Consider the following 21,757-nt stretch of genomic DNA (forward strand, 5'->3'; position numbering starts at 1 on the left):
TGGCCACGACCATCTTCGAGACGGACGCGGTCACCGTGGGAGCCTTCGAGCGAACCTTCCACAGCACTCTCGAAAGGACATCACCACGATGACCGCTCCACACATTGTCGACCCTGAACGCCTGCTGCGCGAAGCTCTCGGGGAGGCCTCCCCAGACCTGCTGCGCCACCTGCTGCAGACCGTGATCAACGCACTGCTCTCCGCCGACGCTGACGCGGTCTGCGGGGCCGAGTACGGCAAGCCCTCCGAACACCGGACAGCGCAGCGCAACGGCTACCGCCACCGACCCCTGGACACCCGCGCCGGCACGATCGATGTGGCCATCCCCAAACTCCGGGCCGGCACGTACTTCCCCGAATGGCTGCTCGAGCGCCGCAAACGGGCCGAGTCCGCACTGATCACCGTGGTCGCGGACTGCTACCTGGCCGGGGTCTCGACCCGGCGCATGGACAAGCTCGTACGGCAGCTGGGCATCGACTCGCTCTCGAAGTCCCAGGTCAGCCGGATGGCACAGGAGTTGGACGAGCACATCGAGGCTTTCCGTCACCGGCCGCTGGGCGAGGCCGGCCCGTTCGTGTTCCTCGCCGCCGACGCCCTGACCATGAAAGTCAGAGAGGGCGGGCGGGTGATCAACGCGGTGGCCATGGTCGCCACCGGGGTCAACGCCGACGGGCGCCGCGAAGTCCTCGGGCTGAGGGTGGCCACCACGGAGACGGGTGCGGCGTGGAACGAGTTCTTCGCGGACCTGGTGGCCCGGGGGCTGGCCGGGGTGGCACTGGTGACCTCGGACTCCCATCGCGGCCTCGTGGAAGCCGTGGCGGCGAACCTGCCCGGGGCCGTGTGGCAACGCTGCCGCACCCATTACGCGGCGAATCTGATGGCCGTGACCCCGAAGAGCATGTGGCCGGCGGTGAAGGCCATGCTGCACAGCGTGTACGACCAGCCCGACGGGCCGGCCGTGCAGGCCCAGTTCGAGCGCCTGTTGGACTACGTGCAGGACAGGTTGCCCGCGGTGGCTGGGCACCTCGATGCAGCACGAGAGGACATCCTCGCGTTCACCTCGTTCCCGAGGGACGTGTGGTCCCAGATCTGGTCGAACAACCCTGCCGAGCGGCTGAACCGGGAGATCCGGCGCCGCACGGACTCGGTGGGGATCTTCCCGAACCGGGATGCCGTGGTGCGTCTGGTCGGGGCTGTGTTGGCCGAGCAGACCGATGAGTGGGCCGAAGGCCGCCGGTATCTCGGCCTGGAACTGCTCGCCCGGTGCCGTGAGCCCCTGACCACGGAGCAAGAGACCGTGATGAGCACGGAGGTGATGCCGACCCTGCAGACCTGACAGGTACAAGCCCCCTACAACCTCGAAGACGGCTACACCACTTCCAGGGACTTGACCCCGGCCTCCCCGCGCGCCCGTCTCGAGCACGGCTCGACGGGCGCCTCTGCGCCCACCCCTTTCTTCAGAAAGCAGTCACCGCATGCCTGACATCATCGAATTCCCCCTGCCCGCCTCGTCGGACGACCCCCACTGGCGGGCCTACTGCCGCCTCGGAGACGAGTACAACCACGAGCTGATCGGCACGACCGAGTGGGACGAGACCCCCACGGACGCGCTCATCCAGGCCACCGCCGAGACCGACCACACGCTGCGCCGCTACCTGGCGTACGTCGACGGCGAGGCGGTCGGCTACGCCCGCGTCCTGATCAACCAGGTCGACGACCCTGACGCGGCCGCCCTCAACGTCTACGTCCACCCGCGGCACCGCGGACGCGGCCACGGCCGGGCACTGGCCGAGCGGCTCGTCCTGGACACCGCCGGCCTCACCCGTTTCGAGACCTGGCCGCTGACGCCGCGGCCGGTGGCCGGGCAACGGACGCTCACCCCGCCCAACGGCGCCGGCGCGGTGTCCGCCGAACATCCGGGTGTGCGTCTCGCCCAGTCCTACGGCTTCGCGCTCGTCCAGATCGAGCGGGTGAGCCGGTATGACTTCGCCGATCCGGGGATCGACCCCGCCGTCGCCCTGGCCGAGGCCGAACGCGTCTCGCCGGACTACGAGCTCCACGCCTGGGAGGGCGCGGCCGACGCATCCCTGCAGGACGACCTCGCCGTCCTCAAGGCCCGCATGGCCACGGACGTGCCCTCCGGGGAACGCACCGTGGTGGAGCAGGTGTGGGACGCGGCCCGCGTGCGTCGCATGGACGAGCAGATCCTCACGACCGGGCGCCTCTTCCGCGCGGTGGCGCGGCACCGCGCCACCGGTCGGATCGTTGCCCTGAGCGAGCTGGTGGCGCCCCGCTCGCGCCCGGACGGGCTCATCGACCAGTGGGACACCATCGTGCTGCCCGAGCACCGCGGCCACCGCCTCGGCATGCGCGTGAAGGCGGCGAACCTCATCGCCGTGCGCGACGCGCTGCCCGGGGCCCGCGCGATCATCACGTGGAACGCCGAGGAGAACCGGCACATGCTCGACGTCAACGAGGCGCTGGGCTTCCGGCCCGTGCTGGCCGAGGCGTCCATGGAAGCGCCGGCACCGCTGCGACGTCGCTGACGGCCCGCGACCCGCGGCGCCGCCTCACCCCCGCTCGAGCGTCCGCTGGGCCGCCTCCCGCACCGCCCGCGTGAGCCGCACCAGGCGCGTCACGGGCAGTGTGGCCGCCTGCCAGTACAGGGGCACGAGGACGTCGTCGAGCCCGGGCACGCGGACCAGCCGGCCGGCGCGCACGTCCTCGACGGCCTGGGCGTCCACGAGCATCCCCCACCCCAGGCCGGCCCGGACGGACCGGTGGAACCCGTCGAACGACGGCGCCAGGTGCGTGGGCGGGGCGACGTCCAGCCCGGCGCCGCTCAGCGCGAGGCGCTGCAGGTCGTCCTTCGCGTTGTAGCGCATCATGGGCATCGCGCCGAGGTCGACGACGTCGCCCGCCGCGTGCCGGGCGAGCAGGGCGGGCGAGGCGAGCGGGACGTAGCGCATGCTCCCCAGCGGCTCCGCCGCACACCCCTGCACCGGCTGCGGCTCCGTGGTGACGGCGGCCAGCACCTCGCCCCGGCGCAGCAGCCGGGCGCTGTGGTCCTGGTCCTCGACGTGCAGGTCCAGGACCGTGTCGTCCCAGTCGGCGGCCTCGGCCAGGACGGGCCCGAACCACGTGCCCAGCACGTCGGCGGGCACGGCCAGGGAGGTGACGCTGCGCCCGGCCGCCGTGCGGCCCAGCCCGGCCCACGCCTCCTGTTCGAGCACCCGCATGTGCCGGGCCACGCGCACCAGGCCGATGCCGGCCTCGGTCGGCTCGCAGGGTGTGCCGCGCCGGAGCAGCACCTGGCCCACCTCCCGCTCCAGGGCGCGGATGCGCTGGCTGACCGCGGAGGCGCTGACGCCGAGCTCGTACGCGGCCGCTTCGAACGAGCCCTCGTCGGCGATCGCACGTAGCGCCTGCAGCTGATCCAGGTTCATGAAGCAGAGCTTAGGCACCTGCAGTTCTCTTCGTTTGGCTCAGGCCCGGCCGGGCTCTAGCGTCCTCACCCATGTGGACCCTCGCCGGCACCGGCCTGCTCACCGGACTCACCCTCATCGTCGCCATCGGCGCCCAGAACGCCTTCGTGCTCCGCCAGGGCGTGCGCCGGGAGCATGTGGGCGCCGTCGTGCTGGTGTGCATGGCCTCGGACGCCGTGCTGATCCTGGCCGGGACCGCCGGGGTGGGTGCGCTCGTGCAGGCCGTGCCGTGGCTGCTCGAGGTGCTGCGCTGGGGCGGCGCCCTGTACCTGCTCTGGTTCGCGGTCTCCTCCCTGCGTGCCGCGCTGCGCCCGCAGGGGCTCATGGCCGAGCAGGCGCCGCGCACCGCGGGTTCGGTCATCGCCACCACGCTCGCGCTGACCTGGCTCAACCCGCACGTCTACCTGGACACCGTGGTGCTGCTGGGCAGCCTCGCCAACCAGCACGGCCCCGACGCGCGGTGGGTCTTCGCCGCCGGCGCCGTCGCCGCCTCGGTCCTGTGGTTCACCGCGCTCGGCTACGGCGCGCGCCTGCTGGCCCGGGTGCTCGCCGACCCGAAGGCGTGGCGCGTGGTGGACGTGGTGATCGCGGTGGTCATGGCGGTGCTCGCGGTCCGGCTCATCGCCGGTTCCGACGTGTGGGGCTGAGCCGGCAGACGCCGGAGCGCGCCTCCGGCACGAGCCACTACCCGCGCTCACCCCGGAGGTCGGCGCGAGCCTGACGCAACGCTTCGCGGTAGGACTCCGCCTTCTGGTCGTAGAGCCCCGCAGGCGAGGCCTCCCCTACGAGGTCGCTCAGCGAGGCACGCCGCTCCCCGCGTTTCCGCTGCTGATAGGACACGACGTCTTGGAGCCGGATGCGTCGGTGCCGACCACCGGTCGTCCTCTCGTACGGCAACGCGCCCTCCTCGAGCAGCCTCACCAGCGTGGGACGACTGATGCCGAGGAAGTTCGCCGCCTCCTGTGTCGTGAGCAGCTGGTCGACGGGTGCCACCGTGATGGCCTTGCCCACCCGCATCGCCTCGACGACGTCCCGCAGGACGTTGAAAGCCTCTGGCGGCAGGGGGACCTTCTGCCCATCAGGGCCGACCAGGGCGGCCGGCTGCGTCAGGCCGTCGAGGAACCTGCCGACGTCGAGCATCTCCTCGAGGTCCGTCGGCGGCAGCACCGTGTGCTTGTCATTCACCGTCGCAGTCATGGAACAAGACTACCCGCGAAAACGAAAAATTCGCAGTTTCCTCTCGCGTCCGCTTCCCCGCTCCGGGGCGCTGCGTCAACCGCGCGCGTAGGCGAGCGACTCCTCGATGATCCCGACGACGACGGCCAGCTCTGCCTCGTCCCGCGGACCGTAGAGCATCCACTCCGTGCCGAAGTCCGCGTAGCCATGCGGTTCGAGCCATCCGAGCTCGGCCAGACGGACGCCGCGCTCGGGCGCCAGGACGAGGTGCACTGACGTGTCGTCCACCCCATGCAGGTGCACCGGCTCCCAGCGCCGGCCTGGTGAGAGGTTGACCTCCGGGGTGCGCTCCTCCGGCCGGCCTGTCAGGTGGACGGCGCGCGACGTTGCTGGCGAGACGGTGCTGTGGCCCTCCTCGACGCCGTCGAGGGCGAACACCGCAGCGACCAGACGGCCCCACAGCTCCGGCGATGATCGCTGATCAAGCTGTCGGTGGGGCCCCTCGGTCGACGTCGCGGGACGACCGCCCGGCCGGGGATCGTCAGCGGTGAGCCGGACACGGGGGCTCGCATCAGGATCCATGCAGACGATCCAGACGGGGCCCCGCCGGCCAGGCAAGGCCACCAGGCCCCCTCACTCCCCGCCCAGCTCCTCCCGGAGGAGCCGGGCACCGGCCACGAGCGCCGCCGTCTTGTCCCGCGCCACCGAGCGAGCCAGCGGCGCCATGCCGCAGTTGGTGCTCGCGATCAGCTTGTCCGCGTCCACGAACTCGAGGGTCTCCCGGAGGGTCGCCGCGACCTCCTCGGGCGTCTCGATCTCGTCGCTCGCCACGTCGATCGCGCCGACCATCACCTTCTTGCCGCGCAGCAGGCCGATGAGCTCCGCCGGCACCCGGGAGTGGTGCCGCTCCAGGGCGATCGTGTCGATCGTGGACTCGCGCAGCAGGGGGAACGACGTCTCGTACTGGCGCCACTCCTCCCCGAGCGTGGCCTTCCAGTCGTTGTTCGCCTTGATCCCGTAGCCGTAGCAGATGTGCACGGCCGTCTCACACGTCAGGCTCTCGGCCGCACGCTCGAGCGTCGCCACGCCCCAGTCGCGGACGTCGTCGAAGAACACGTTGAACGCGGGCTCGTCGAACTGCACGACGTCGACGCCCACCGCCGCCAGCTCCCGCGCCTCCTCGTTGAGGATGCGCGCGAACTCCCACGCGAGCTTCTCGCGGCTGCCGTAGTGGCGGTCGGCGAGGGTGTCGATCATGGTCATCGGCCCGGGCAGGGTCCACTTGATGGGCCGGTCCGTCCGCGCGCGCAGGGCCTTCGCGTCGTCCACGAACACCGGCGCCGGTCGGCCCACCTCCCCGACGACGGTCGGCACGCTCGCGTCGTACCGGTCGCGGATCCGCACCGTCTCACGCCGGTCGAAGTCCACGCCGCCGAGGTGCTCGATGAACGTGGTGACGAAGTGCTGGCGGGTCTGCTCGCCGTCGCAGACGATGTCGATGCCCGCACGCTCCTGATCGGCCACGGCGAGGGCGAGCGCGTCGAGCTTGCCCTCGCGCAGCTGCTCCCCCTCGAGCTTCCAGGGCGACCAGAGCGTCTCCTCCTCGGCGAGCCAGCCGGGCTTCGGCAGGCTGCCGACGAGGGTGGTGGGGATCAGGGTGGTCATCGGGTCTCCTCGGTGTCTCGTGCGGCGTGGGCGGCGGCCCAGCGCTCCAGCAGGTCGCGGTGCGGGCCCACGAAGTGCGCCTGCGTGTACTCCCCCTGCTCCCGGCCGAGGCGGGCCCGCTCCTCGCGGTCGTAGGCGATCCGGGTCTGCGAGAAGTCGCCGTGGTCCAGACGCGGCCGGTAGACCTCGCCGGCCCCGGCGTTCGCGTTGTAGATCTCCGGCCGGTAGATCCGCTGGAAGGTCTCCATGGTGGCGATCAGCCCGGCCAGGGAGAGGTTCGCGTGGTCGTTGAGCAGGTCTCCCCGCGAGTAGAACGCCAGCGGCGCCACGGCCCCGCGCGGCAGGAAGCACCGGATCCCCAGGCCCATCCGGCCGAAGTAGCGGTCCGTGCGGGAGGGCTCGTCCTGGCGGTACTCGACCCCGAGCACCGGGTGCTCGTTCGTCAGCCGCCGGTAGGTGCGGCTCGTGGACACGCTGATGCAGATCACGGGCGGCTGCGGGAACCGCTCCCGGTACGCCTGCGAGTCGAGCAGGTGCTGGAACAGCCGCCCGTGCAGGTCGCCGAAGCCGTCGGGCTCCTCGGTCCCCGGCGACGTCGCCGCGTGCGCGGGCAGCACCACGGAGAAGTCGTGGTCGCGGACGTAGGAGGAGAAGTTGTTCCCCACACTGCGGCCGAGCACGGCGCCCGTCGCACGCTCGACCACCCGCACGTCGAGCATCTCCATGAGCGGGAAGTCGACATCCGCGCCGTCGTCGGCGGTGAAGTGCACGTCGATCGAGACGATCTCGATCCGTGCCGTGTAGCGGTCCCGCTCCGGGTTGTCCCAGGGGGCGAGGTCGTTGAGGCGCCCGTCGATCATGGCCAGGGCGGCGCGCAGGTTCTCCCGCCGGTCCGCACCGCGGGCGAGGTTCGCGAAGTTCGTGGTGGCGCGCGTGCTGGCGGCGGGCGTGTAGTCCTCGTCGAACGGCGTGGTGTGGATGCTGAACGTCAGGTCGTCCACGCGGGTGGGCGCGGTGCTCGGGACAAGGGTGGCGTGGCTCATCGGGTCCTCTCCGGGGTGCGGGCGTGGGTGGTGCGGTGGTGGGCGGGGGCGGGACGGGGCACCGCGGACGACGACGGCGCCCCGCGGCCGGCGGCGACGCGTGCGGCGCACTCGAGGCCGGCCTCGAGGTCCGCCTGCAGGTCGGCCACGTCCTCGATGCCGACGGAGAGCCGGACCAGGTCCGTGGGGACGGCCAGGGGCGTGCCCCGCACGGAGGCGTGGGTCATCTCGGAGGAGTAGCAGAGCAGCGATTCGACCCCGCCGAGGCTGACCGAGAGCGCGAACAGCTCGGTGGCCTCGGCGAACGCGCGGGCCGCGGCCTCTCCCCCACCCAACCGGATGGAGACGATCCCGCCGAAGCCGTCCATCTGCCGCGCGGCGAGTGCATGGCCCGGGTGGTCGGGCAGCCCGGGGTAGAAGACCTGGGCGACCTCGGGGCGGCCCTGCAGCCAGCCCGCGAGCGCGGCGGCGTTGGCGCCGTGCCGGTCCATGCGCAGGCCGAGCGTCTTGAGGCCGCGGGCGGCGAGGTAGGAGTCCTGCGGGCCGGCGACCGCACCGGCGGCGAACTGCTGGTAGGCCACCGCCTCGGCCAGCGCCCGGCCGCGGAACTCGCGGTCGGCCACCACCACGGCGCCGCCGAGCACGTCCGAGTGCCCGCCGATGTACTTGGTGGTGGAGTGCACCACGACGTCCGCGCCGAGGTCGAGGGGCCGCTGGAGGTAGGGCGAGGCGAACGTGTTGTCCACGACCAGCAGCGCGCCGGCGTCGTGGGCGATCTGCGCCCAGGCGGCCAGGTCCGCGATGCCGAGCAGCGGGTTGGAGGGCGTCTCCACCCACAGCAGCGCGGTGCGGCCGGGACGGACGGCCGCGGCGACCGCCGTCGGGTCGGTGATGTCCACGGGGGTGTTGGACACACCCCACGGCTCGAGGACGGTGGTGATGAGGCGGTGGGTGCCGCCGTAGCCGTCGCCGCCCAGCACGATGTGGTCGCCGGGGCGCAGCACGGCCCGCAGGAGGGCGTCCTCGGCGGCGAGCCCGGAGGCGAACGCGAACGCCCGGTCGCCGTGCTCGAGGGCGGCGAGCTGGGTCTCGAAGCCGTTCCGGGTCGGGTTGGAGCCCCGGCTGTACTCGTGCCCGGCGCGCAGCACGTTGATGCCGTCCTGCACGAAGGTGCTGGTCTGGTAGATCGGCGGCACCACGGCGCCGGTCAGCGGGTCGGGCTCCTGGCCGGCGTGCACGGCGGTGGTGGTGAAGCCGCGGACGGCGGGACGGGACACGGAGCGGGTGGTGTGGTGGACGGCGGTCATCTCAGCGCACCTCCTGGGTGACGGCGGCGGTCTCGGGGACGGCGGGCGTGGTGGCGGGGACGGCCGGCCCGGCGGCGGTCACCACGGCCAGGGCACGGTCCAGGTCTGCGATCAGGTCGTCGGGACACTCCAGCCCGATGGAGAGCCGGACGGTGGTCTCGGCGATCCCGGCGTCCTCGCGCTGCTGCTGCGTCAGGCGACAGTGCGTCATGGTCGCCGGGTGGGAGACGAGGGACCGGGCGTCGCCGACGTTGACCACCAGCTGGAACAGCTCGAGCGCGTCGAGGAACGGGGCCACGGCCTCGGGGCCGCAGGCCAGGTCGAAGGAGAACACCGAGCCGACGCCGTCCGGGAAGTCGCGGGCGGCCAGCACCGCGCTGGGATGCCCGGCCACGCCGGGGTGGTGCACCCGCGCGACCGCGGGGTGCCCGGCCAGGTGTTGGGCCACGGCCAGCGCGGTGGCGGTGTGGCGGGCCACGCGCAGGTCGAGCGTCTCGAGCCCCTGGATGAACTGCGCCGCGCTCGCGGGGGCGAGGGTGGGGCCGAGGTCGTGCAGGAACTTGCTGCGGGCCAGCGTCAGGTAGGCGCCGCGGCCGTGCCGCTCGACCAGCGTCTGCCCGCCGTAGCGGGCCTTGGGCCGGGCCAGCTGCGGCCACCGGTCCGGCGCCGCGCCGTAGTCGAACGTGCCGCCGTCCACGATCGCGCCACCGAGCACCGCGCCGTGCCCGCCGAGGAACTTGGTGGCCGAGTGCACGACGACGTCGGCGCCGTGCTCCAGCGGCCGGTAGAGGGCCGGCGTCGCGAGGGTGCTGTCCACCACCACGGGCACACCGGCCGCGTGGGCGAGGTCCGCGAGCGCCGGCAGGTCCGGGAGGGTGGCGAGCGGGTTGGTGATGGCCTCGAGGAAGAACGCGCGCGTGTCGGGCCGGACCGCGGCGGCCCACGCGGGCGGGTCCGCCGGGTCCGCGAAGGTGACCTCGATGCCGAAGTCCGCGAACGTGTCCGTCAGCAGGTCGACGGTGCCCCCGTAGAGCTGGCTGGAGGCGACCAGGTGCTTGTCGCCCTGCAGCAGCGCCAGCAGGGACAGCGCGACGGCGGCCTGGCCGGTGGCCGTGGCGATCGCGCCGATGCCGCCCTCCAGTGCGGCGAGGCGGTTCTCGAACACCGCGACGGTCGGGTTGCCCGTGCGGCTGTAGGTGAAGCCGGGGGTCTCGAGCCGGAACATCGATGCCGCCGTGGCGTGGTCCGGGAAACGGAACGCCGTGGTCTGGTGGATGGGCGGGACGACCGGCCGGTGGGGTGCGGCGGGCTCGTAGCCGGCGTGGACTTGCTGTGTGGCGTGACGGGGCATCTGCTCTCCTCCATCGGTCCTGGCGGTAGCACCGGGCCTGCCGTTCCCGGGGGTCCGGGTCCGGCGGGCGGGTTGCTGCGGCGTCGTCGAGCCAGATCTCTCGGCCGCTCTGGATGGGTGGTGAGCCCATCCCACGCGGTGGGCCGCCGCGAGTCCAGCGGGCGGCCGGCTCGCGCGTCACATGAGCCGCCACCGCGCCATCCAGGACCGGCCGGAGCCTCTCCGGGGCGCGGCGGGCCGGGGCGGACTCGTGTGACGGACCGGCGTGGAGGGGGGGTGTGTCAGACTCCCGGGCATGACGCAGAGCACACCGGGCGGACCGGCCACGGGCCTGCCCGACTTCCGTCCCTCGGGCAACCAGGGCGTGGACCCGGCGCTGTACGAAATAGAGAACGCGGCCATGGACCGTGAGGGCGCCCTCTGGGCGGCGCTGCAGGAGGCGGCGCCTTGGGCCGGGCGGACGCTGCTCGACCTCGGTGCGGGCACCGGCTTCTGGCTGCCCCGCTACGCCGACGCGGCCGAGACGATCGCCGTCGAGCCGGACGTGCGCCTGCTGGGGGCCGCCCGCGCCCGCCCCGGCGGGGCGCGCGTGCTGTACGGCTCGGCCGAGCAGATCCCGCTGCCGGAGGCGAGCGTCGACGTCGTGCATGCCCGGTTCGCGTACTTCTTCCCGCACCCGCGCTGGGACGTCCGACCCGGCCTGGACGAGGTCGCCCGGGTGCTGCGGCCCGGCGGCGCGCTCGTGGTGATCGACAACGACACCGAGCGCGGCCAGTTCGCCGAGCTGCTGCGGGCGAGCACGAACGCCGCGGCGCAGGGCCAGGACACGTACGCCCGCGAGTGGTGGGCCGGCGTCGGGGCCCAGACCCGCGAGGTCATGAGCTCGTGGACCTTCGACTCCCGCGCCGACCTCGAGGCCGTCCTGCGGCTGGAGTTCGAGCGAGGGGTCGCCGACGCGTGGCTCGCCGAGCACCCCGCAACGACGTCGCTGAGCTACGGCTACCTGCTCCACGTGTGGCGGTGAGCACGGACCCGCGTCGTCAGACGCCTGCCCCCCGCACCCCTGACGCTGAGACGCCCCCGCCGCCGGAAGGACGGGCGCGGTGGCTGGTCGCCTCCAACGCCCTCGACGCGGGTGGCCGGTCCGCCACGGACGTCGCCCTGGACGTCCTGGCGGTGCTCCTGCTCGGCGTGGGCGCCGACGGCATGGGCGTGCTGATGACGCTCTCCGGGTTGGGATTCCTCCTGCTCGGCGTGCCCATCGGCATCGTGGTGGACCGGCACCTCAGCCCGCGGCTGCTCGCGGCCACCGGCCTCGCCAAGGCGGCGGTGCTCGGCTCGCTCGTCGTGGCGTGGGCGTTCGACGCGCTCACGTTCGGTCACCTCGCCGCCGTCATGGCCCTGCTGGGCGTGCTCACGGTGCTGGCCGAGACCACCCAGACCGCGCTCGTGCCGCGCGTCGTGCCGGCCACCGCCGTCGCCCGCCTGACGGCGCGGCTCGAGTCCGCCGACGCCGCCCTCGTGTTGATCGTGCCCGCCGCGGCGGGCGTCCTCGTCGGGTCGCTGGGCGCGGGACCCGTGCTCGGCATCGCGACGGCGTTCCTCTTCGCGGCGGCGATCGTCGCGCTCCGGGTACGGCTGCGGCCCTCCGCCGCGGTGGACATTCCGGACGACGACGGGGACCCCGGCGTCGCGGACGTCCTGTCCCGCTGGGCCCGGTTCGGGAAGGACGCCGCGGAGGGGTGGACGGTGCTGCGGCGCACCCCGGTCCTGTGGCTGCTGACGATGGGGTCGGTGGCCGCCAACGTGGGCATGGCCCTCTTCGCCCCGGTCGAGGCGGTCTGGATCCTGACCGACCTGCGGCTCGGGCCGGAGTTCCTGGGCGTCCAGATCACCGCCGGTGCGGTCGGGGCACTGGCGGCCTCGTCCCTGGCGGGCCGGGCCATCGACCGCCTGGGCGAGCGCCGGTGCATCCTCCTCGGCTCGGTCGGCTGCGCCGTGGCCGTGGGGCTGCACCTGCTGGCCTACGCCGACCGCGCTCATGCCGGGCCGTGGCTGCTGGCCGGCGCCGCCCTCTGGGGGTTCATGGTCCTGCTCGGGAACATCACCCAGGCCGCCGTGACCGCCCGCGCCTGCCCCGAGGGCACACTCGGGCGGGTCACCGCGATGCGCCGCACCCTCACCCGGGGCTCCGTGCCGCTGGCGACCCTCGCGGGAGGTGCGCTCGGGGCGACGCTCGGGGTCGGCTGGGCGCTCGCGGGGTGGCAGGTCCTGGCGGTGGTCTCGCTGGCCGCCGTCGTGCCGGCCGCGCGGTGGGTGGATGCGGGGCGCGACGACGTCGACTGAGGCCGAGACGCTGACGCGGACGCCGAGGTCGCTTAATGTGTGGCCATGGTCAGCCGCCCCGTGCTCCAGCAGCCGGTCGTCGACGCCGCCGACATCCGTTCCGTCGCGGAGTTCTACCGCGAGCTCCTCGGCCTCCACTACCGCGCGGGCGACGAGCTCGCGGACGGCCGCGAGCCGGACAGCGCGGACTGGCTCGTGCTGCTGGACGACGACGGCCGCCGCGTCCTGACATTCCAGCGCACCGAGGAACTGAAGCCCAGCACGTGGCCGTCACCCGAGGTGCCGATGCAGCTGCACCTGGATTTCACCGTGCCGGACCGCGAGTCCCTCGACGCGGCCCACGACCACGCGCTGCGCCTGGGCGGGCGTCTCGTCCTGGACCGCTCCGACGACGAGGACGAGCCCCTGTACGTGTTCGCGGACCCGGCCGGCCACCCCTTCTGCGTCTTCGTGGGGTGAGCGCGGCAGACCGCGGGGGCGGTTTCACGCACATGTCGAAGACAAGAAGCCGGTTCGGTGCCGTCGGTAAGGTCGTCGGGTGATCCCGCAACCCACCGATCGACTCACGTTCCGGTGCATGACCGACGCTGACCTCGACGACATGTGCAGGCTCCTCGGAGACGCGGAGGTCATGCGCTACTACCCGCGAGCCAAGTCGCGCAACGAGGTGCAGCGGTGGACCCGACCCGGACGCGGCCGATCCGATGGGCCCGATGCCCCACGACCCCTCCTGGGCCGGCGGCGGGGACGACTCCCTGCTCCAGCGCGCCGCCGAGACCGCCCGCGACCTGCTGCCCGGCAAGGACTGACCCGGGGGCCTCCGGCAGGAGGGCCAGGGGTGGGCGTGTCGGCCTGACCCTTGGTTGACTTGCGACGACGTCGGCCCACCCCACCCCGGGCGCCGTCGGACAGGGGGCGCTCACCCGGCGCCCCTCCCACCACGCCTGAGGAGGGCACCCATGGCTGATCAGCAGATCCCCGAGACGAAGAACTCCAACGCCCCCGGCGACCAGGACCAGGCCGCGCAGCAGGCGCCCGCCGAGGTCGACGGCCTCGCGGCCAAGGCCGAGCAGTCCGAGAAGGAGACCGAGGAGAACGACGAGGGCGGCTACGGCCACTGACCGACCACCTCGTCCCACCGACGACGCCCCGGGTGCCGCGCGCATCCGGGGCGTCGTCGCGCCCGGGGGGGCGTCAAGGTCGGCATCCGATGCCCCATCCCCTTGCACCCACCGGCAGTCGATGACTGAGTGTCACTCAGAGATATATCCCTCAATGATTCTCGGGGAGTGGCGGGACCCCGATGATCCGCATCTCCACACCACGTTGAAGAAGCTCAGGGATGCCGGGTTCATCGAGGAGTTCGACGGCGACGACGCCCGACGCGTCCATCGCCTCACCCCCGGGGACGCGGCGTCCTGATGAGCGACATCGAGCGCCGGCGCGGAATCCTGGCGATGGCCGACCAGATCATGGAGACGACATGAGCACCACACGCATGAGCAGTGGGCCGGCCTTCACCCCGGAGAAGGACCTCGCGAGGTTCGAAGACACGGCCCGCCGCGGCCAGCGGCTGACCGGGTTCTCCCTGGCCGCCCACGGCTGGCGCTTCGAGGACGCCGAGCCCGAGGACGTCGTCTTCGACATGTCCTACGAGACCGACCCCGACGACCACCACTTCGATCTCTTCCGGGCCGCCGGCTGGACGCCCGCGCTCACCTACGGCCACATCCGCCTCCTCAAGGCCGCCCCCGGTACCACCCCCGTCCACACCGGCACGGAGTCACGACTCGAGGAGGCGCTCGGCAACCGCGCCCTGTTCCTGCGGTACACCGCAGTGACGATCGCCGCCGTGCTCCTGGTGGTGCTGGCGATGGCGGCCGCCGACTGGCCTCTTGCGGCGGTGCTCGCCACCGTCGCGGGCCTCTACGTCCTCTCCTTCACGGACCTCGAATGGCGAGGACTCATCGGCTGGGGGCTCTTGCTGCTGGGTCTGGCGTTCCACATCGTCCGGTTCGGGCTGAAGCCCCCGTCGGACCCGGACCGGCGCCGATGACCACCGCGCCGGCCGAGGCGGCGCGCACCGCCGTCGTCGAGCCGCCGCCCGGCTACGCGGTGCTGGGGTGGGCGTTGGTGTTCGTCACGGCGCTCCCCTTGGTCCTCTTGCTCGTGCTGGATCAGGCCCTACGGTCGGCGGGCATCCTCGTGATCGCCGCGGTGAGCCTCGGGCTGGTCGTGTGGCTGAGCCAGGTGGCGTTCCTGCGCGCCCGCATCGAGCTCGCGGCGGACCCCGCCGCCGGCGTACTCCGCCTCCGGGCCCCGCTGTACTCCCGCGAGCTGCCCCTGGACTCACTGGCCACGGTGGAGGTCCAGGACGACGTCGGCCCGGGCGTCGCCTACATCAACTGGCCGGTGACGGGGCGGGCCCGCTCCCGCCGCGGCGTGCGCCTGGACCTCGGCGGCCCCGCCGGGCTGGTCCTCACCACCCACGACGGACAGCGGTTCACTGTGGTGACCCCGGATCCAGAGACGGCCGCGGAGCTGCAGGCGACGGTGACCCAGGCGACGTCGAGCGGCGACGTCCGGAATCGACTGCAGAAGTGACCCCTCTGACGCCCGCTGACACCCCCAGAAGGGTCACTTCCGCAGTCGATTCTCAGGTGTGCGCGCGACGCCCGTCCGTCGCACCCGCCCCCGCCCGCCGCATCGGCACGTGCGGGATGCCGTCCTCGAGGAACTCCGGCCCGTCCGGCGCGTAGCCCCAGCGGGCGTACCAGTGCGCCAGGTGGGCCTGGGCGTCCAGCACGCTCGGCCGCCCGCCGATCCGGGCGACCGCCTCGTCCAGCAGCGCCCCGGCCAGGGCCCGGCCCCGCGCGTCGGGGTGGGTGACGACGCGGCCGATGCGGGCGACGTCGCCGTCGTCCAGCAGCCGCAGCGTGGCGACGGGCGTGCCCGCCTCGTCCTCGACCCACAGGTGGACGGTGGCCGGCTCGAGGTCGCGGCCGTCCAGGTCCAGGTAGGGGCAGTCCTGCTCGACGACGAACACCAGCGACCGCAGCTGCCAGAGGCGGTAGGCCGTCGTCCGGTCGAGCTCGTCGAAGCCCGCGGCATGGACGGCAGGGGCGGGGCCGGGTGTGGCGGCGGGCGGCGTGGGGGCGGGGCGCTCGGGCATGAGCCGATGGTGCCACGGGAGCGTCCGACGCCCGGCGCCCGACGTGCTCCTGAGTGCTCCGGCGTCGCCGAATCCACTGCGGAACTGACCCTTCTGGCGACCGCCACCGCCCTCAGAAGGGTCACTTCCGCAGCGGATTCTCAGCCGTCCTCGCGGCGCAACGGCACCGGGACCGGTTCGGGCTGCGGCTCCCCGGTGGTGGTGGCCGCGAGCACGCCGTGTGCCGCCGCGGTCAGCACGGCGGCGAAGAGTCCCACACCCAGCGCCGTGGCGGCCCCGTCCGCGAGCAGGGGGATCACCATGCCCGGCACGATCGCGACCCCCACCATCACCACCGCGAACCACGCCGTACTCCCCCGGCCGGCGTAGAACACCTGACGCCCCGCCTCCTCCTGGTCCACCCGGTGGTGCACGTCGCGCAGGGCGAGGGCCACGCCCAGGAGGCACGCCGTCAGCAGCCCGACCGCCCATCCCAGCCCCAGCTCGTGCCGCAGTCCGGACACGACGCCGGCGCATCCCACGAGCGCCGCCGCGACGGCGATCCGCACGTGCCAGACCTTCTCCCGCTCCATCCCGTCCATGGCCCCACCCTGTCAGAGCGCGGGACGAAGGGCGAGGCGGCCGCAGGACCTCCCCTTCTGCTCAGGACCGTGTCCTGAGGACGCGGTCCTGAGCACGACGTGAGGTCCGGAGGAGCAGCGTGCTTCAGGGAGCCTGCCGCCTGCCCTCCAGCCGGGCCAGCACCCACTCCCACTGCCGCGGCGTGCTCAGGCGCAGCACCGGCGCCCCCTCCGCCGCGGCCTCCCGCTCCCGGGCCCATGCCCGCTTGCGGTCGAACGTGGCGGCGTGCCAGCGCAGGATCGACTCCTCCCCGAGCACCCGACGCCAGGACTCGCGGTTGCCGTTGCACATCTCCCCCTGCCCCACCACCCGGCGGATCGTGCGCCGCACCAGGCGCGTGAAGGTCCGGGCCCGCGAGTAGTCCAGGGCGATGACGACGTCGGTCCGCTTCATGACCATCGGCCGGTAGAAGCCGTAGGCGGAGTCCAGCACCCAGGCCTCCCCCGCCGTGACCGAGTCCGCCAGGGCGGTCTGCTCGGCCTCCGGCCGCGGGACCCAGCCCGGCAGCCAGCCGAACTCCTCGTCCACGAGGGTGACCGGCAGGCCGAGCACAGCGCCGAGCCGCACGGCCGCGGTGGACTTCCCGGCCCCCGTGACCCCGTGGAACAGGACGCGGCGGGCCTGCCGCACGTGGTCGATCGAGGCGGAGGGCATGGGAGGAGGCTAACGGCCGTGACACGATGGCCCCGGTCGCACACAGCAGGAGGGGAACGATGACACAGGTGCACACAGGCAACGCTCACAGGCAGATCGTGGACGGCCAGCGCGTCCGCGGGATCAGCCGGGCGGGTCATCCGGTGGTCTTCGGCGGGCTGATCGGGGTGGTCGGCGGCATGGCCTTCCTGCTCGCCGGGATCGCCGGGTTGCCCGGCGACGCTCAGAGCATGCTCCGCAGTGCGGCGGTCGCCCTCGCCGTCTTCGCCCTCGCGGCGGTCCTGCTCCGCCGCCGGACCCTGCCCGCCCTGCCGCCCCCGGCGCCCGGGGCGCTGCGGGTTTACGGGGCCGCCGTCGTCGTGATGCTGCTGCTGTTCCCGGTGACCCGTCTGGTGGCCCGGGCCGCAGACGCGCCGACGGCGCAGATCGCCCTGGTGGCGGCCGTGGTGGGCGCGCACTTCCTGCCGTTCGCGCGCGCGTTCGGCGCGCCGGTGTTCCGGTGGATCGGCGGGTCGATGCTGGTCCTGGGCCTGGTCGGCGCCCTGGCGGCGATGCTCCGCGTGCCCGCCGCGGGACCGGCCGGGGCCGCGGCGGCCGGCGCGGCGATGCTGCTGATCGTGGCGGGGCAGGCCCTGCGGCAGGGGGCGCCCGCCCCGGGTGACAGACTGCGCGCATGACCGACGCCCCCTCCCGCGCCGAGGCCAACCGGCGCACCTACGACGACGCCCGCCTCGCCGCGATCTACGACGTGGACAACCCCGCGGGCGAGGACCACGCGTTCTTCCGCCGGGTCGCGGACGAGGTCTCGGCCGCGCGGGCCAGCACCCGCATCGTCGACCTCGGCTGCGGCACCGGCATCCTGACGGTGACGCTCGCGGGCCCGGGGCGGGACGTTGTCGGGATCGACCCGGCCGAGGCCATGCTCGCGGCGGCCCGCGCGCGCCCGGGCGGGGACGGCGTCGAGTGGCGACACGGGGATGCGGGGCTGATCGCGCCGGACTCCGCCGACCTGGTGGTGATGAGCGGCAACGTGGCCATGCACCTGGTCGACGACGACTGGCACGCGTCGCTGCGGCGCATCGGTGCGGGGCTCGTGCCCGGCGGCCGCCTGGTCTTCGAGACGCGCAACCCCGTCCGGCGCGCGTGGGAGGGCTGGCAGCAGGACCCCACGGAGCGCACGATGCCGGCCGGGCGGGTCCTCGAGTCGGAGCGCACCTCCGCCCCGGACCGGCACGGGGTGGTGACGATGCGCGTGCGCACCGAGTTCCTCGACTCCGGGGAGGTGTCCGAGGTGGACCAGCACCTGCAGTTCCGCTCCGCGGAGCAGGTGCGCGCGGACCTGGCCGCAGCGGGGCTGCGGGTGGAACGGCTCTCCGGAGACTGGCACCGCACGGCCTTCGACCCCGCCGAGCACCCGCTCATGGTGGTGGAGGCGGTGCGGGACTGACCGGGCGGTGGACGGCGAGCCCCTATGCCCCTCAGCCCCCGAACCCGACCGCCGTGTCCGGGGTGAGGTCGCCGTCGCGCAGGCCCTCCAGCACGAGCCGCTCGTAGTCCGGAATCGGGCTCGGCAACGAATCCAGGGGGAACCACTCCAGGTGGGGGGCCTTGCCGGGCTCGCAGATCCGCGGCTCACCCGCCCAGGACCGGCAGGCCCAGAACCAGTCCACGCGCTGCTCGCGCGGGGTGTCCGTGCCGTCCGTGCGCTGCATGACGGTCAGCAGCTCGAGGGCAGCAGGCTCGATCTCGACGCCGAGCTCCTCCGCCGTCTCCCGGACCGCCCCCTGCCGGGCCGCCTCCCCCGGCTCCACGTGCCCGGCGGCGCCCGCCACCCAGAACCCGTCCATGTACCCGGTGTGATGCCGGCGCTGCAGCAGCACCTCCCGTCCCCGCAGCAAGAGGACGTAGGAGGAGGGCACGAGGGCGAAGGAGTGGGCGGCCATGGGCACCATCATCGCCTCACGGGACCGCCACTGCGGCCGGTGCGTGGATGACGCCCGTGACCTGGGCATTCGCTGGGAACTGCCGCTAGCGTGGGCGCCATGGCCTCCCCCTCCGTCACGGCTCGGCCCGTCGGCCGCCCCGCCCCCGACCTCCACCGCCGCCTGCTGCTGTCCGGGATCCTCTTCGGGGTGGGCGTGGCCGCCTTCGTCGACGAGGTCGTCCTGCACCAGCTCCTGCACTGGCACCACTTCTACGACCTGTCCACCGCGGCCGTCGGCCTGGTCTCCGACGGACTCTTCCACGCCTTCGGCTGGTTCGCCGCCGTGGCCGGGCTGTTCCTCTTCGCGGACGTGCGACGCCGCGGCGGCCCCGGCGTCGGCCGGTGGTGGCCGGCGGTGCTGATCGGCGCGGGCGCGTTCCAGGCGTGGGACGGCACCGTCCAGCACAAGCTCATGAGGATCCACCAGATCCGGTACGAGGTCATCCCCACGGAGCTGCAGGGCACCGGCCCGTACGCGCCCGTGGACGACATCCTCGTGTACGACCTCGTGTGGATGGCCATTGCGATCGCCTTCCTCGTGATCGGCACCCTGGCGTGGCGGCGCGGCTCCCGCCGGGCGGCCGCCCGTGCATGAGCACCCCGGCGGGATCGGGGCGGAGCTCGGCGCCCAGGCGGCGAGCGCCCCGTTCCCGCTGGCCGGCGTCGTCATCGGCGGCGGACTCCTGCTGTTCCTGGTCGCCTATGCGGCGCTGGTCCGCGCCGGACGACGCCGGGGCCGCGCCTGGTCCGACGCGCGCACCCTGAGCGCGGCCGCGGGGGTGGTGGCCGGCGTCGTGGCGGTGGGACCGCTGGGGGTGCTCGGCCACCACGACTTCACGGCCCACATGTGGGGGCACCTGCTGCTGGGCATGCTCGCCCCGCTGCTGCTGGTGCTGTCCGCGCCGGTGACCGTGGCCCTGCGGGGCCTGCCCGTGGCGTGGGCGCGGCGGCTGTCCCGGGTGCTGTCCACGCCGTACGTGCGGGTGGTCTCGCACCCGGTGGTGGCGGGGCTGCTGAACATCGGCGGGCTGTGGCTGCTCTACACCACACCCCTGCACGCCTGGATGCATGCCTCCGCGGTGGGGCATCTGCTGGTGCACGTGCACGTGCTGCTGGCCGGGTGGGTGTTCACCGCCGCGATCCTGCAGGTGGACCCGGCACCGCACCCGCACGGACACCCGCTGCGGGCAGGTGTGCTCGTGGCGTTCCTCGCGCTGCACGCGATCCTCTCCAAGCACGTCTACGCGCATCCGCCGGCGGGCGTGGGCGTGGCGGAGGCCCAGGCCGGCGCCCAGCTCATGTACTACGGCGGCGACTGGATCGACCTCGTGCTGATCGCCGTCTTCTGCCTGGACTGGTACCGCCGCACCGCGCCGGTGCGGTCGGGGCGGGGCGGTGTGGTGGCCCGGGCGGCGTCCTGAGAAGACCGCTCGATGTGCTCAGGACCGCGTCCTCATGACGCGGTCCTGAGCACAGCAGGCGGTCGCGGGGATCCTGCGCCCCCGCCCGCGCCCCGGCTCAGTCGAGTCCCGCGGCCAGCTCGTCCAGGAAGGCCTTGAGCTCCTCCCGCTGTCCGGCCGGCCCGGGGTAGAGGTCGGCCATGCGTGCGGGGATGTCGGCGGCGGCCTCGCGCAGGTCCCGGCCGGCGGGGGCGAGGGAGATGAGGCGACGCCGCTCGTCGTCGGCGCTGCGGGCACGGGTGACCAGGCCGGCGTGGTCGAGGCGGCGCAGCAGCGGGGTGAGGGTGCCGCTGTCGAGTCCCAGGCGCGCGCCGATGTCGTTCACGCCCACCGGCCCGTCCTCCTGCCAGAGCACCAGCATCACGAGGTACTGGGGGTAGGTGAGGCCCAGCTCCTCGAGCAGGGGCCGGTAGGCGCGGGTCACCGCCCGGCTGGCGCGGTAGAGGGAGAAGCACAGCTGGCGGTCGAGGTCGAGGGGGGTGACGTCCACCCGGACAACCTACCCCGCAGACAACTGGATTGCACACAACCTGATCGCGGACTACCTTGGACCGTGGCCGCCGTCGAGCGGCCCCCGGCACCCCGGGCCAGACACCGTCAAGGAGCACACCGTGATCGAGATCGAGCCCCTCTACACCACCGAGGCCATCGCCACGGGCGGCGGCCGCAACGGCCACGTCCGGACCGCGGACGGCCGCGTCGACATGGACCTGGCGATCCCCGCCGAGATGGGCGGCAGCGGCGACGGCGCCAACCCCGAGCAGCTCTTCGCCGCCGGCTACGCCGCGTGCTTCCACTCCGCCCTGCAGAGCGTCGCCCGCCAGGCCAAGAAGAAGCTCGGCGACTCCTCCGTGGGCGCCCGCGTCTCGATCGGCAAGGCCGGCGAGGGCTTCGGCCTGGCCGTCACCCTCGAGGTCGTCATCCCGGACCTGCCCCAGGACGAGGCGCAGCAGCTCGCCGACGCCGCCCACCAGGTCTGCCCCTACTCCAACGCCACCCGCGGCAACATCCGCGTGGACGTTCAGGTCGTCGACGACTGACCGCTCGGCGCGGCGGCCTCCGCGGCCACCCGCGGATCCGAGGGCTGGAGCACCATCACCAGCAGGGCGATCGCACCGAGCACGGGCAGCAGCGCCAGGAGCAGCCAGGCGCGGCTGAGCCCGGCGTCGTGCAGGCGCCGGGCCGTCAGCGCCCAGGCGGGCACCAGATGGAGCAGGCCCCAGACCCCCGAGAAGGCCTGGTAGGCCTCGGTCATCGAGTCGACGGCGGGGACGCTGAGACCGCTGACCGCGAAGCCGGGGAACACGACGGCGGAGGGGGTGGCCGTCGTCGTGTCCGCCCCGAGGGCCCCGAACAGGAGGGTGATGCCGAGGGACGCGAGGGACAGGTACAGCACCACCCACCAGAACTCGGCGCGCCCGGCCCGGCCGCCGAACTGCGCGTAGCGTCCGTAGAAGCGGCCCACGGCCCGGAGGAACGTCATGGCCGGATCC

28 protein-coding genes and 1 pseudogene are annotated in these 21,757 nt (G+C 73.5%); 16 read left to right on the forward strand and 13 right to left on the reverse strand.

Features of this window, described 5'->3' with window-relative positions; translation table 11 throughout:
* Positions 1-88: 88 nt before the first annotated feature.
* On the forward strand, positions 89-1,336 hold the full coding sequence (locus AC3RJ9_RS09920) for an IS256 family transposase (RefSeq protein ID WP_011117090.1): 1,248 nt from the start codon (positions 89-91) through the stop codon (positions 1,334-1,336).
* 139 nt (positions 1,337-1,475) lie between these two features.
* Positions 1,476-2,546 carry a GNAT family N-acetyltransferase gene (locus AC3RJ9_RS09925; protein WP_206495881.1) on the forward strand — a complete coding sequence of 357 codons (1,071 nt, stop codon included), beginning with the start codon at positions 1,476-1,478 and terminating at the stop codon, positions 2,544-2,546.
* A 24-nt stretch (positions 2,547-2,570) separates the two neighbouring features.
* Here AC3RJ9_RS09925 and AC3RJ9_RS09930 read toward each other — a convergent pair whose 3' ends face one another.
* Positions 2,571-3,446 carry an ArgP/LysG family DNA-binding transcriptional regulator gene (locus AC3RJ9_RS09930; RefSeq protein WP_012751104.1) on the reverse strand — a complete coding sequence of 292 codons (876 nt, stop codon included), beginning with the start codon at positions 3,444-3,446 and terminating at the stop codon, positions 2,571-2,573.
* 71 nt (positions 3,447-3,517) lie between these two features.
* On the opposite strand from AC3RJ9_RS09930, the gene lysE reads away from it, so the two are divergent.
* Entirely contained in the window at positions 3,518-4,132 is a 615-nt protein-coding gene (gene lysE / locus AC3RJ9_RS09935) for an L-lysine exporter (RefSeq protein ID WP_206495880.1), read from the forward strand.
* 37 nt (positions 4,133-4,169) lie between these two features.
* Here lysE and AC3RJ9_RS09940 read toward each other — a convergent pair whose 3' ends face one another.
* From AC3RJ9_RS09940 to AC3RJ9_RS09965, 6 genes are all read right to left on the reverse strand, one after another.
* Complete coding sequence (locus AC3RJ9_RS09940) at positions 4,170-4,682, reverse strand: helix-turn-helix domain-containing protein (RefSeq protein WP_012751105.1); 513 nt, start codon at positions 4,680-4,682, stop codon at positions 4,170-4,172.
* A 75-nt stretch (positions 4,683-4,757) separates the two neighbouring features.
* On the reverse strand, positions 4,758-5,099 hold the full coding sequence (locus AC3RJ9_RS09945; RefSeq protein ID WP_010080039.1) for a luciferase domain-containing protein: 342 nt from the start codon (positions 5,097-5,099) through the stop codon (positions 4,758-4,760).
* Between the two features lie 195 nt (positions 5,100-5,294).
* Positions 5,295-6,326 (reverse strand): methionine synthase, encoded by a 1,032-nt coding sequence (locus AC3RJ9_RS09950; RefSeq protein WP_206495879.1) that lies wholly within the window; start codon positions 6,324-6,326, stop codon positions 5,295-5,297.
* Positions 6,323-7,369 carry a putative oxygenase MesX gene (locus tag AC3RJ9_RS09955; RefSeq protein ID WP_127435210.1) on the reverse strand — a complete coding sequence of 349 codons (1,047 nt, stop codon included), beginning with the start codon at positions 7,367-7,369 and terminating at the stop codon, positions 6,323-6,325. Before AC3RJ9_RS09955 ends, AC3RJ9_RS09950 begins: the two co-directional genes overlap by 4 nt.
* The gene (locus AC3RJ9_RS09960) at positions 7,366-8,676 is read right to left on the reverse strand and encodes a cystathionine gamma-synthase (protein WP_440315619.1); all 1,311 of its coding nucleotides are present in this window, start codon (positions 8,674-8,676) and stop codon (positions 7,366-7,368) included. The genes AC3RJ9_RS09955 and AC3RJ9_RS09960 overlap by 4 nt, the downstream gene beginning before the upstream one ends.
* Before the next feature lies 1 nt (position 8,677).
* Entirely contained in the window at positions 8,678-10,027 is a 1,350-nt protein-coding gene (locus AC3RJ9_RS09965; protein WP_206495878.1) for an O-acetylhomoserine aminocarboxypropyltransferase/cysteine synthase family protein, read from the reverse strand.
* Positions 10,028-10,322: 295 nt separating this feature from the next.
* On the opposite strand from AC3RJ9_RS09965, the gene AC3RJ9_RS09970 reads away from it, so the two are divergent.
* From AC3RJ9_RS09970 to AC3RJ9_RS10005, 8 genes and pseudogenes are all read left to right on the forward strand, one after another.
* Positions 10,323-11,051 (forward strand): class I SAM-dependent methyltransferase, encoded by a 729-nt coding sequence (locus tag AC3RJ9_RS09970; RefSeq protein WP_036339527.1) that lies wholly within the window; start codon positions 10,323-10,325, stop codon positions 11,049-11,051.
* On the forward strand, positions 11,048-12,373 hold the full coding sequence (locus tag AC3RJ9_RS09975; RefSeq protein WP_233569958.1) for an MFS transporter: 1,326 nt from the start codon (positions 11,048-11,050) through the stop codon (positions 12,371-12,373). The genes AC3RJ9_RS09970 and AC3RJ9_RS09975 overlap by 4 nt, the downstream gene beginning before the upstream one ends.
* Before the next feature lie 45 nt (positions 12,374-12,418).
* Positions 12,419-12,832, forward strand: coding sequence for a VOC family protein (locus tag AC3RJ9_RS09980; RefSeq protein ID WP_036339525.1), 414 nt, complete (start codon positions 12,419-12,421; stop codon positions 12,830-12,832).
* A gap of 79 nt (positions 12,833-12,911) precedes the next feature.
* A pseudogene (locus AC3RJ9_RS09985) lies at positions 12,912-13,046 on the forward strand (GNAT family N-acetyltransferase); the annotation flags it as partial.
* A gap of 286 nt (positions 13,047-13,332) precedes the next feature.
* Complete coding sequence (locus tag AC3RJ9_RS09990; RefSeq protein WP_489727656.1) at positions 13,333-13,494, forward strand: hypothetical protein; 162 nt, start codon at positions 13,333-13,335, stop codon at positions 13,492-13,494.
* A 121-nt stretch (positions 13,495-13,615) separates the two neighbouring features.
* The gene (locus tag AC3RJ9_RS09995; protein WP_158184041.1) at positions 13,616-13,795 is read left to right on the forward strand and encodes a hypothetical protein; all 180 of its coding nucleotides are present in this window, start codon (positions 13,616-13,618) and stop codon (positions 13,793-13,795) included.
* 61 nt (positions 13,796-13,856) lie between these two features.
* Positions 13,857-14,429 carry a DUF2812 domain-containing protein gene (locus tag AC3RJ9_RS10000; RefSeq protein ID WP_167754990.1) on the forward strand — a complete coding sequence of 191 codons (573 nt, stop codon included), beginning with the start codon at positions 13,857-13,859 and terminating at the stop codon, positions 14,427-14,429.
* The gene (locus tag AC3RJ9_RS10005) at positions 14,426-14,977 is read left to right on the forward strand and encodes a hypothetical protein (protein ID WP_225348748.1); all 552 of its coding nucleotides are present in this window, start codon (positions 14,426-14,428) and stop codon (positions 14,975-14,977) included. The genes AC3RJ9_RS10000 and AC3RJ9_RS10005 overlap by 4 nt, the downstream gene beginning before the upstream one ends.
* 52 nt (positions 14,978-15,029) lie before the next feature.
* Here AC3RJ9_RS10005 and AC3RJ9_RS10010 read toward each other — a convergent pair whose 3' ends face one another.
* The 3 genes from AC3RJ9_RS10010 to AC3RJ9_RS10020 all read right to left on the reverse strand — a co-directional run bounded on the left by AC3RJ9_RS10010 (position 15,030) and on the right by AC3RJ9_RS10020 (position 16,820).
* A complete protein-coding gene (locus tag AC3RJ9_RS10010; protein WP_049145708.1) occupies positions 15,030-15,545 on the reverse strand; it encodes a GNAT family N-acetyltransferase in 516 nt (171 codons plus the stop codon).
* 140 nt (positions 15,546-15,685) lie between these two features.
* Positions 15,686-16,126 (reverse strand): hypothetical protein, encoded by a 441-nt coding sequence (locus AC3RJ9_RS10015; RefSeq protein WP_010080019.1) that lies wholly within the window; start codon positions 16,124-16,126, stop codon positions 15,686-15,688.
* Between the two features lie 124 nt (positions 16,127-16,250).
* Entirely contained in the window at positions 16,251-16,820 is a 570-nt protein-coding gene (locus tag AC3RJ9_RS10020; protein WP_049145716.1) for a P-loop NTPase family protein, read from the reverse strand.
* A 59-nt stretch (positions 16,821-16,879) separates the two neighbouring features.
* Between AC3RJ9_RS10020 and AC3RJ9_RS10025 the strand changes: the two genes are divergently transcribed.
* Both AC3RJ9_RS10025 and AC3RJ9_RS10030 read left to right on the forward strand, forming a co-directional pair.
* Positions 16,880-17,497, forward strand: a complete 618-nt coding sequence (locus AC3RJ9_RS10025) for a hypothetical protein (RefSeq protein ID WP_036341240.1) — start codon at positions 16,880-16,882, stop codon at positions 17,495-17,497.
* Positions 17,494-18,267 carry a class I SAM-dependent methyltransferase gene (locus AC3RJ9_RS10030; protein ID WP_010080016.1) on the forward strand — a complete coding sequence of 258 codons (774 nt, stop codon included), beginning with the start codon at positions 17,494-17,496 and terminating at the stop codon, positions 18,265-18,267. The genes AC3RJ9_RS10025 and AC3RJ9_RS10030 overlap by 4 nt, the downstream gene beginning before the upstream one ends.
* Before the next feature lie 31 nt (positions 18,268-18,298).
* Here AC3RJ9_RS10030 and AC3RJ9_RS10035 read toward each other — a convergent pair whose 3' ends face one another.
* On the reverse strand, positions 18,299-18,763 hold the full coding sequence (locus AC3RJ9_RS10035; RefSeq protein WP_036341256.1) for an NUDIX hydrolase: 465 nt from the start codon (positions 18,761-18,763) through the stop codon (positions 18,299-18,301).
* A 99-nt stretch (positions 18,764-18,862) separates the two neighbouring features.
* On the opposite strand from AC3RJ9_RS10035, the gene AC3RJ9_RS10040 reads away from it, so the two are divergent.
* Both AC3RJ9_RS10040 and AC3RJ9_RS10045 read left to right on the forward strand, forming a co-directional pair.
* Complete coding sequence (locus tag AC3RJ9_RS10040; protein ID WP_010080014.1) at positions 18,863-19,399, forward strand: DUF2243 domain-containing protein; 537 nt, start codon at positions 18,863-18,865, stop codon at positions 19,397-19,399.
* Positions 19,392-20,225, forward strand: a complete 834-nt coding sequence (locus AC3RJ9_RS10045; protein WP_010080013.1) for a cytochrome c oxidase assembly protein — start codon at positions 19,392-19,394, stop codon at positions 20,223-20,225. Before AC3RJ9_RS10040 ends, AC3RJ9_RS10045 begins: the two co-directional genes overlap by 8 nt.
* Positions 20,226-20,322: 97 nt before the next feature.
* Here the strand turns inward: AC3RJ9_RS10045 and AC3RJ9_RS10050 are convergent, their stop codons facing one another.
* Positions 20,323-20,754, reverse strand: a complete 432-nt coding sequence (locus AC3RJ9_RS10050; protein ID WP_012751108.1) for a MarR family winged helix-turn-helix transcriptional regulator — start codon at positions 20,752-20,754, stop codon at positions 20,323-20,325.
* A 121-nt stretch (positions 20,755-20,875) separates the two neighbouring features.
* Here AC3RJ9_RS10050 and AC3RJ9_RS10055 point away from each other — a divergent pair, with 121 nt between their 5' ends.
* Positions 20,876-21,304, forward strand: coding sequence for an organic hydroperoxide resistance protein (locus tag AC3RJ9_RS10055; RefSeq protein ID WP_036341242.1), 429 nt, complete (start codon positions 20,876-20,878; stop codon positions 21,302-21,304).
* Here AC3RJ9_RS10055 and AC3RJ9_RS10060 read toward each other — a convergent pair.
* On the reverse strand, positions 21,286-21,747 hold the full coding sequence (locus AC3RJ9_RS10060) for a DUF805 domain-containing protein (protein ID WP_036341245.1): 462 nt from the start codon (positions 21,745-21,747) through the stop codon (positions 21,286-21,288). The genes AC3RJ9_RS10055 and AC3RJ9_RS10060 overlap by 19 nt on opposite strands.
* Positions 21,748-21,757 lie beyond the last annotated feature (10 nt).

The sequence above is a fragment of the Micrococcus sp. 63XJN7_6_ISO-PGPR-S23-444 genome (assembly GCF_058072765.1).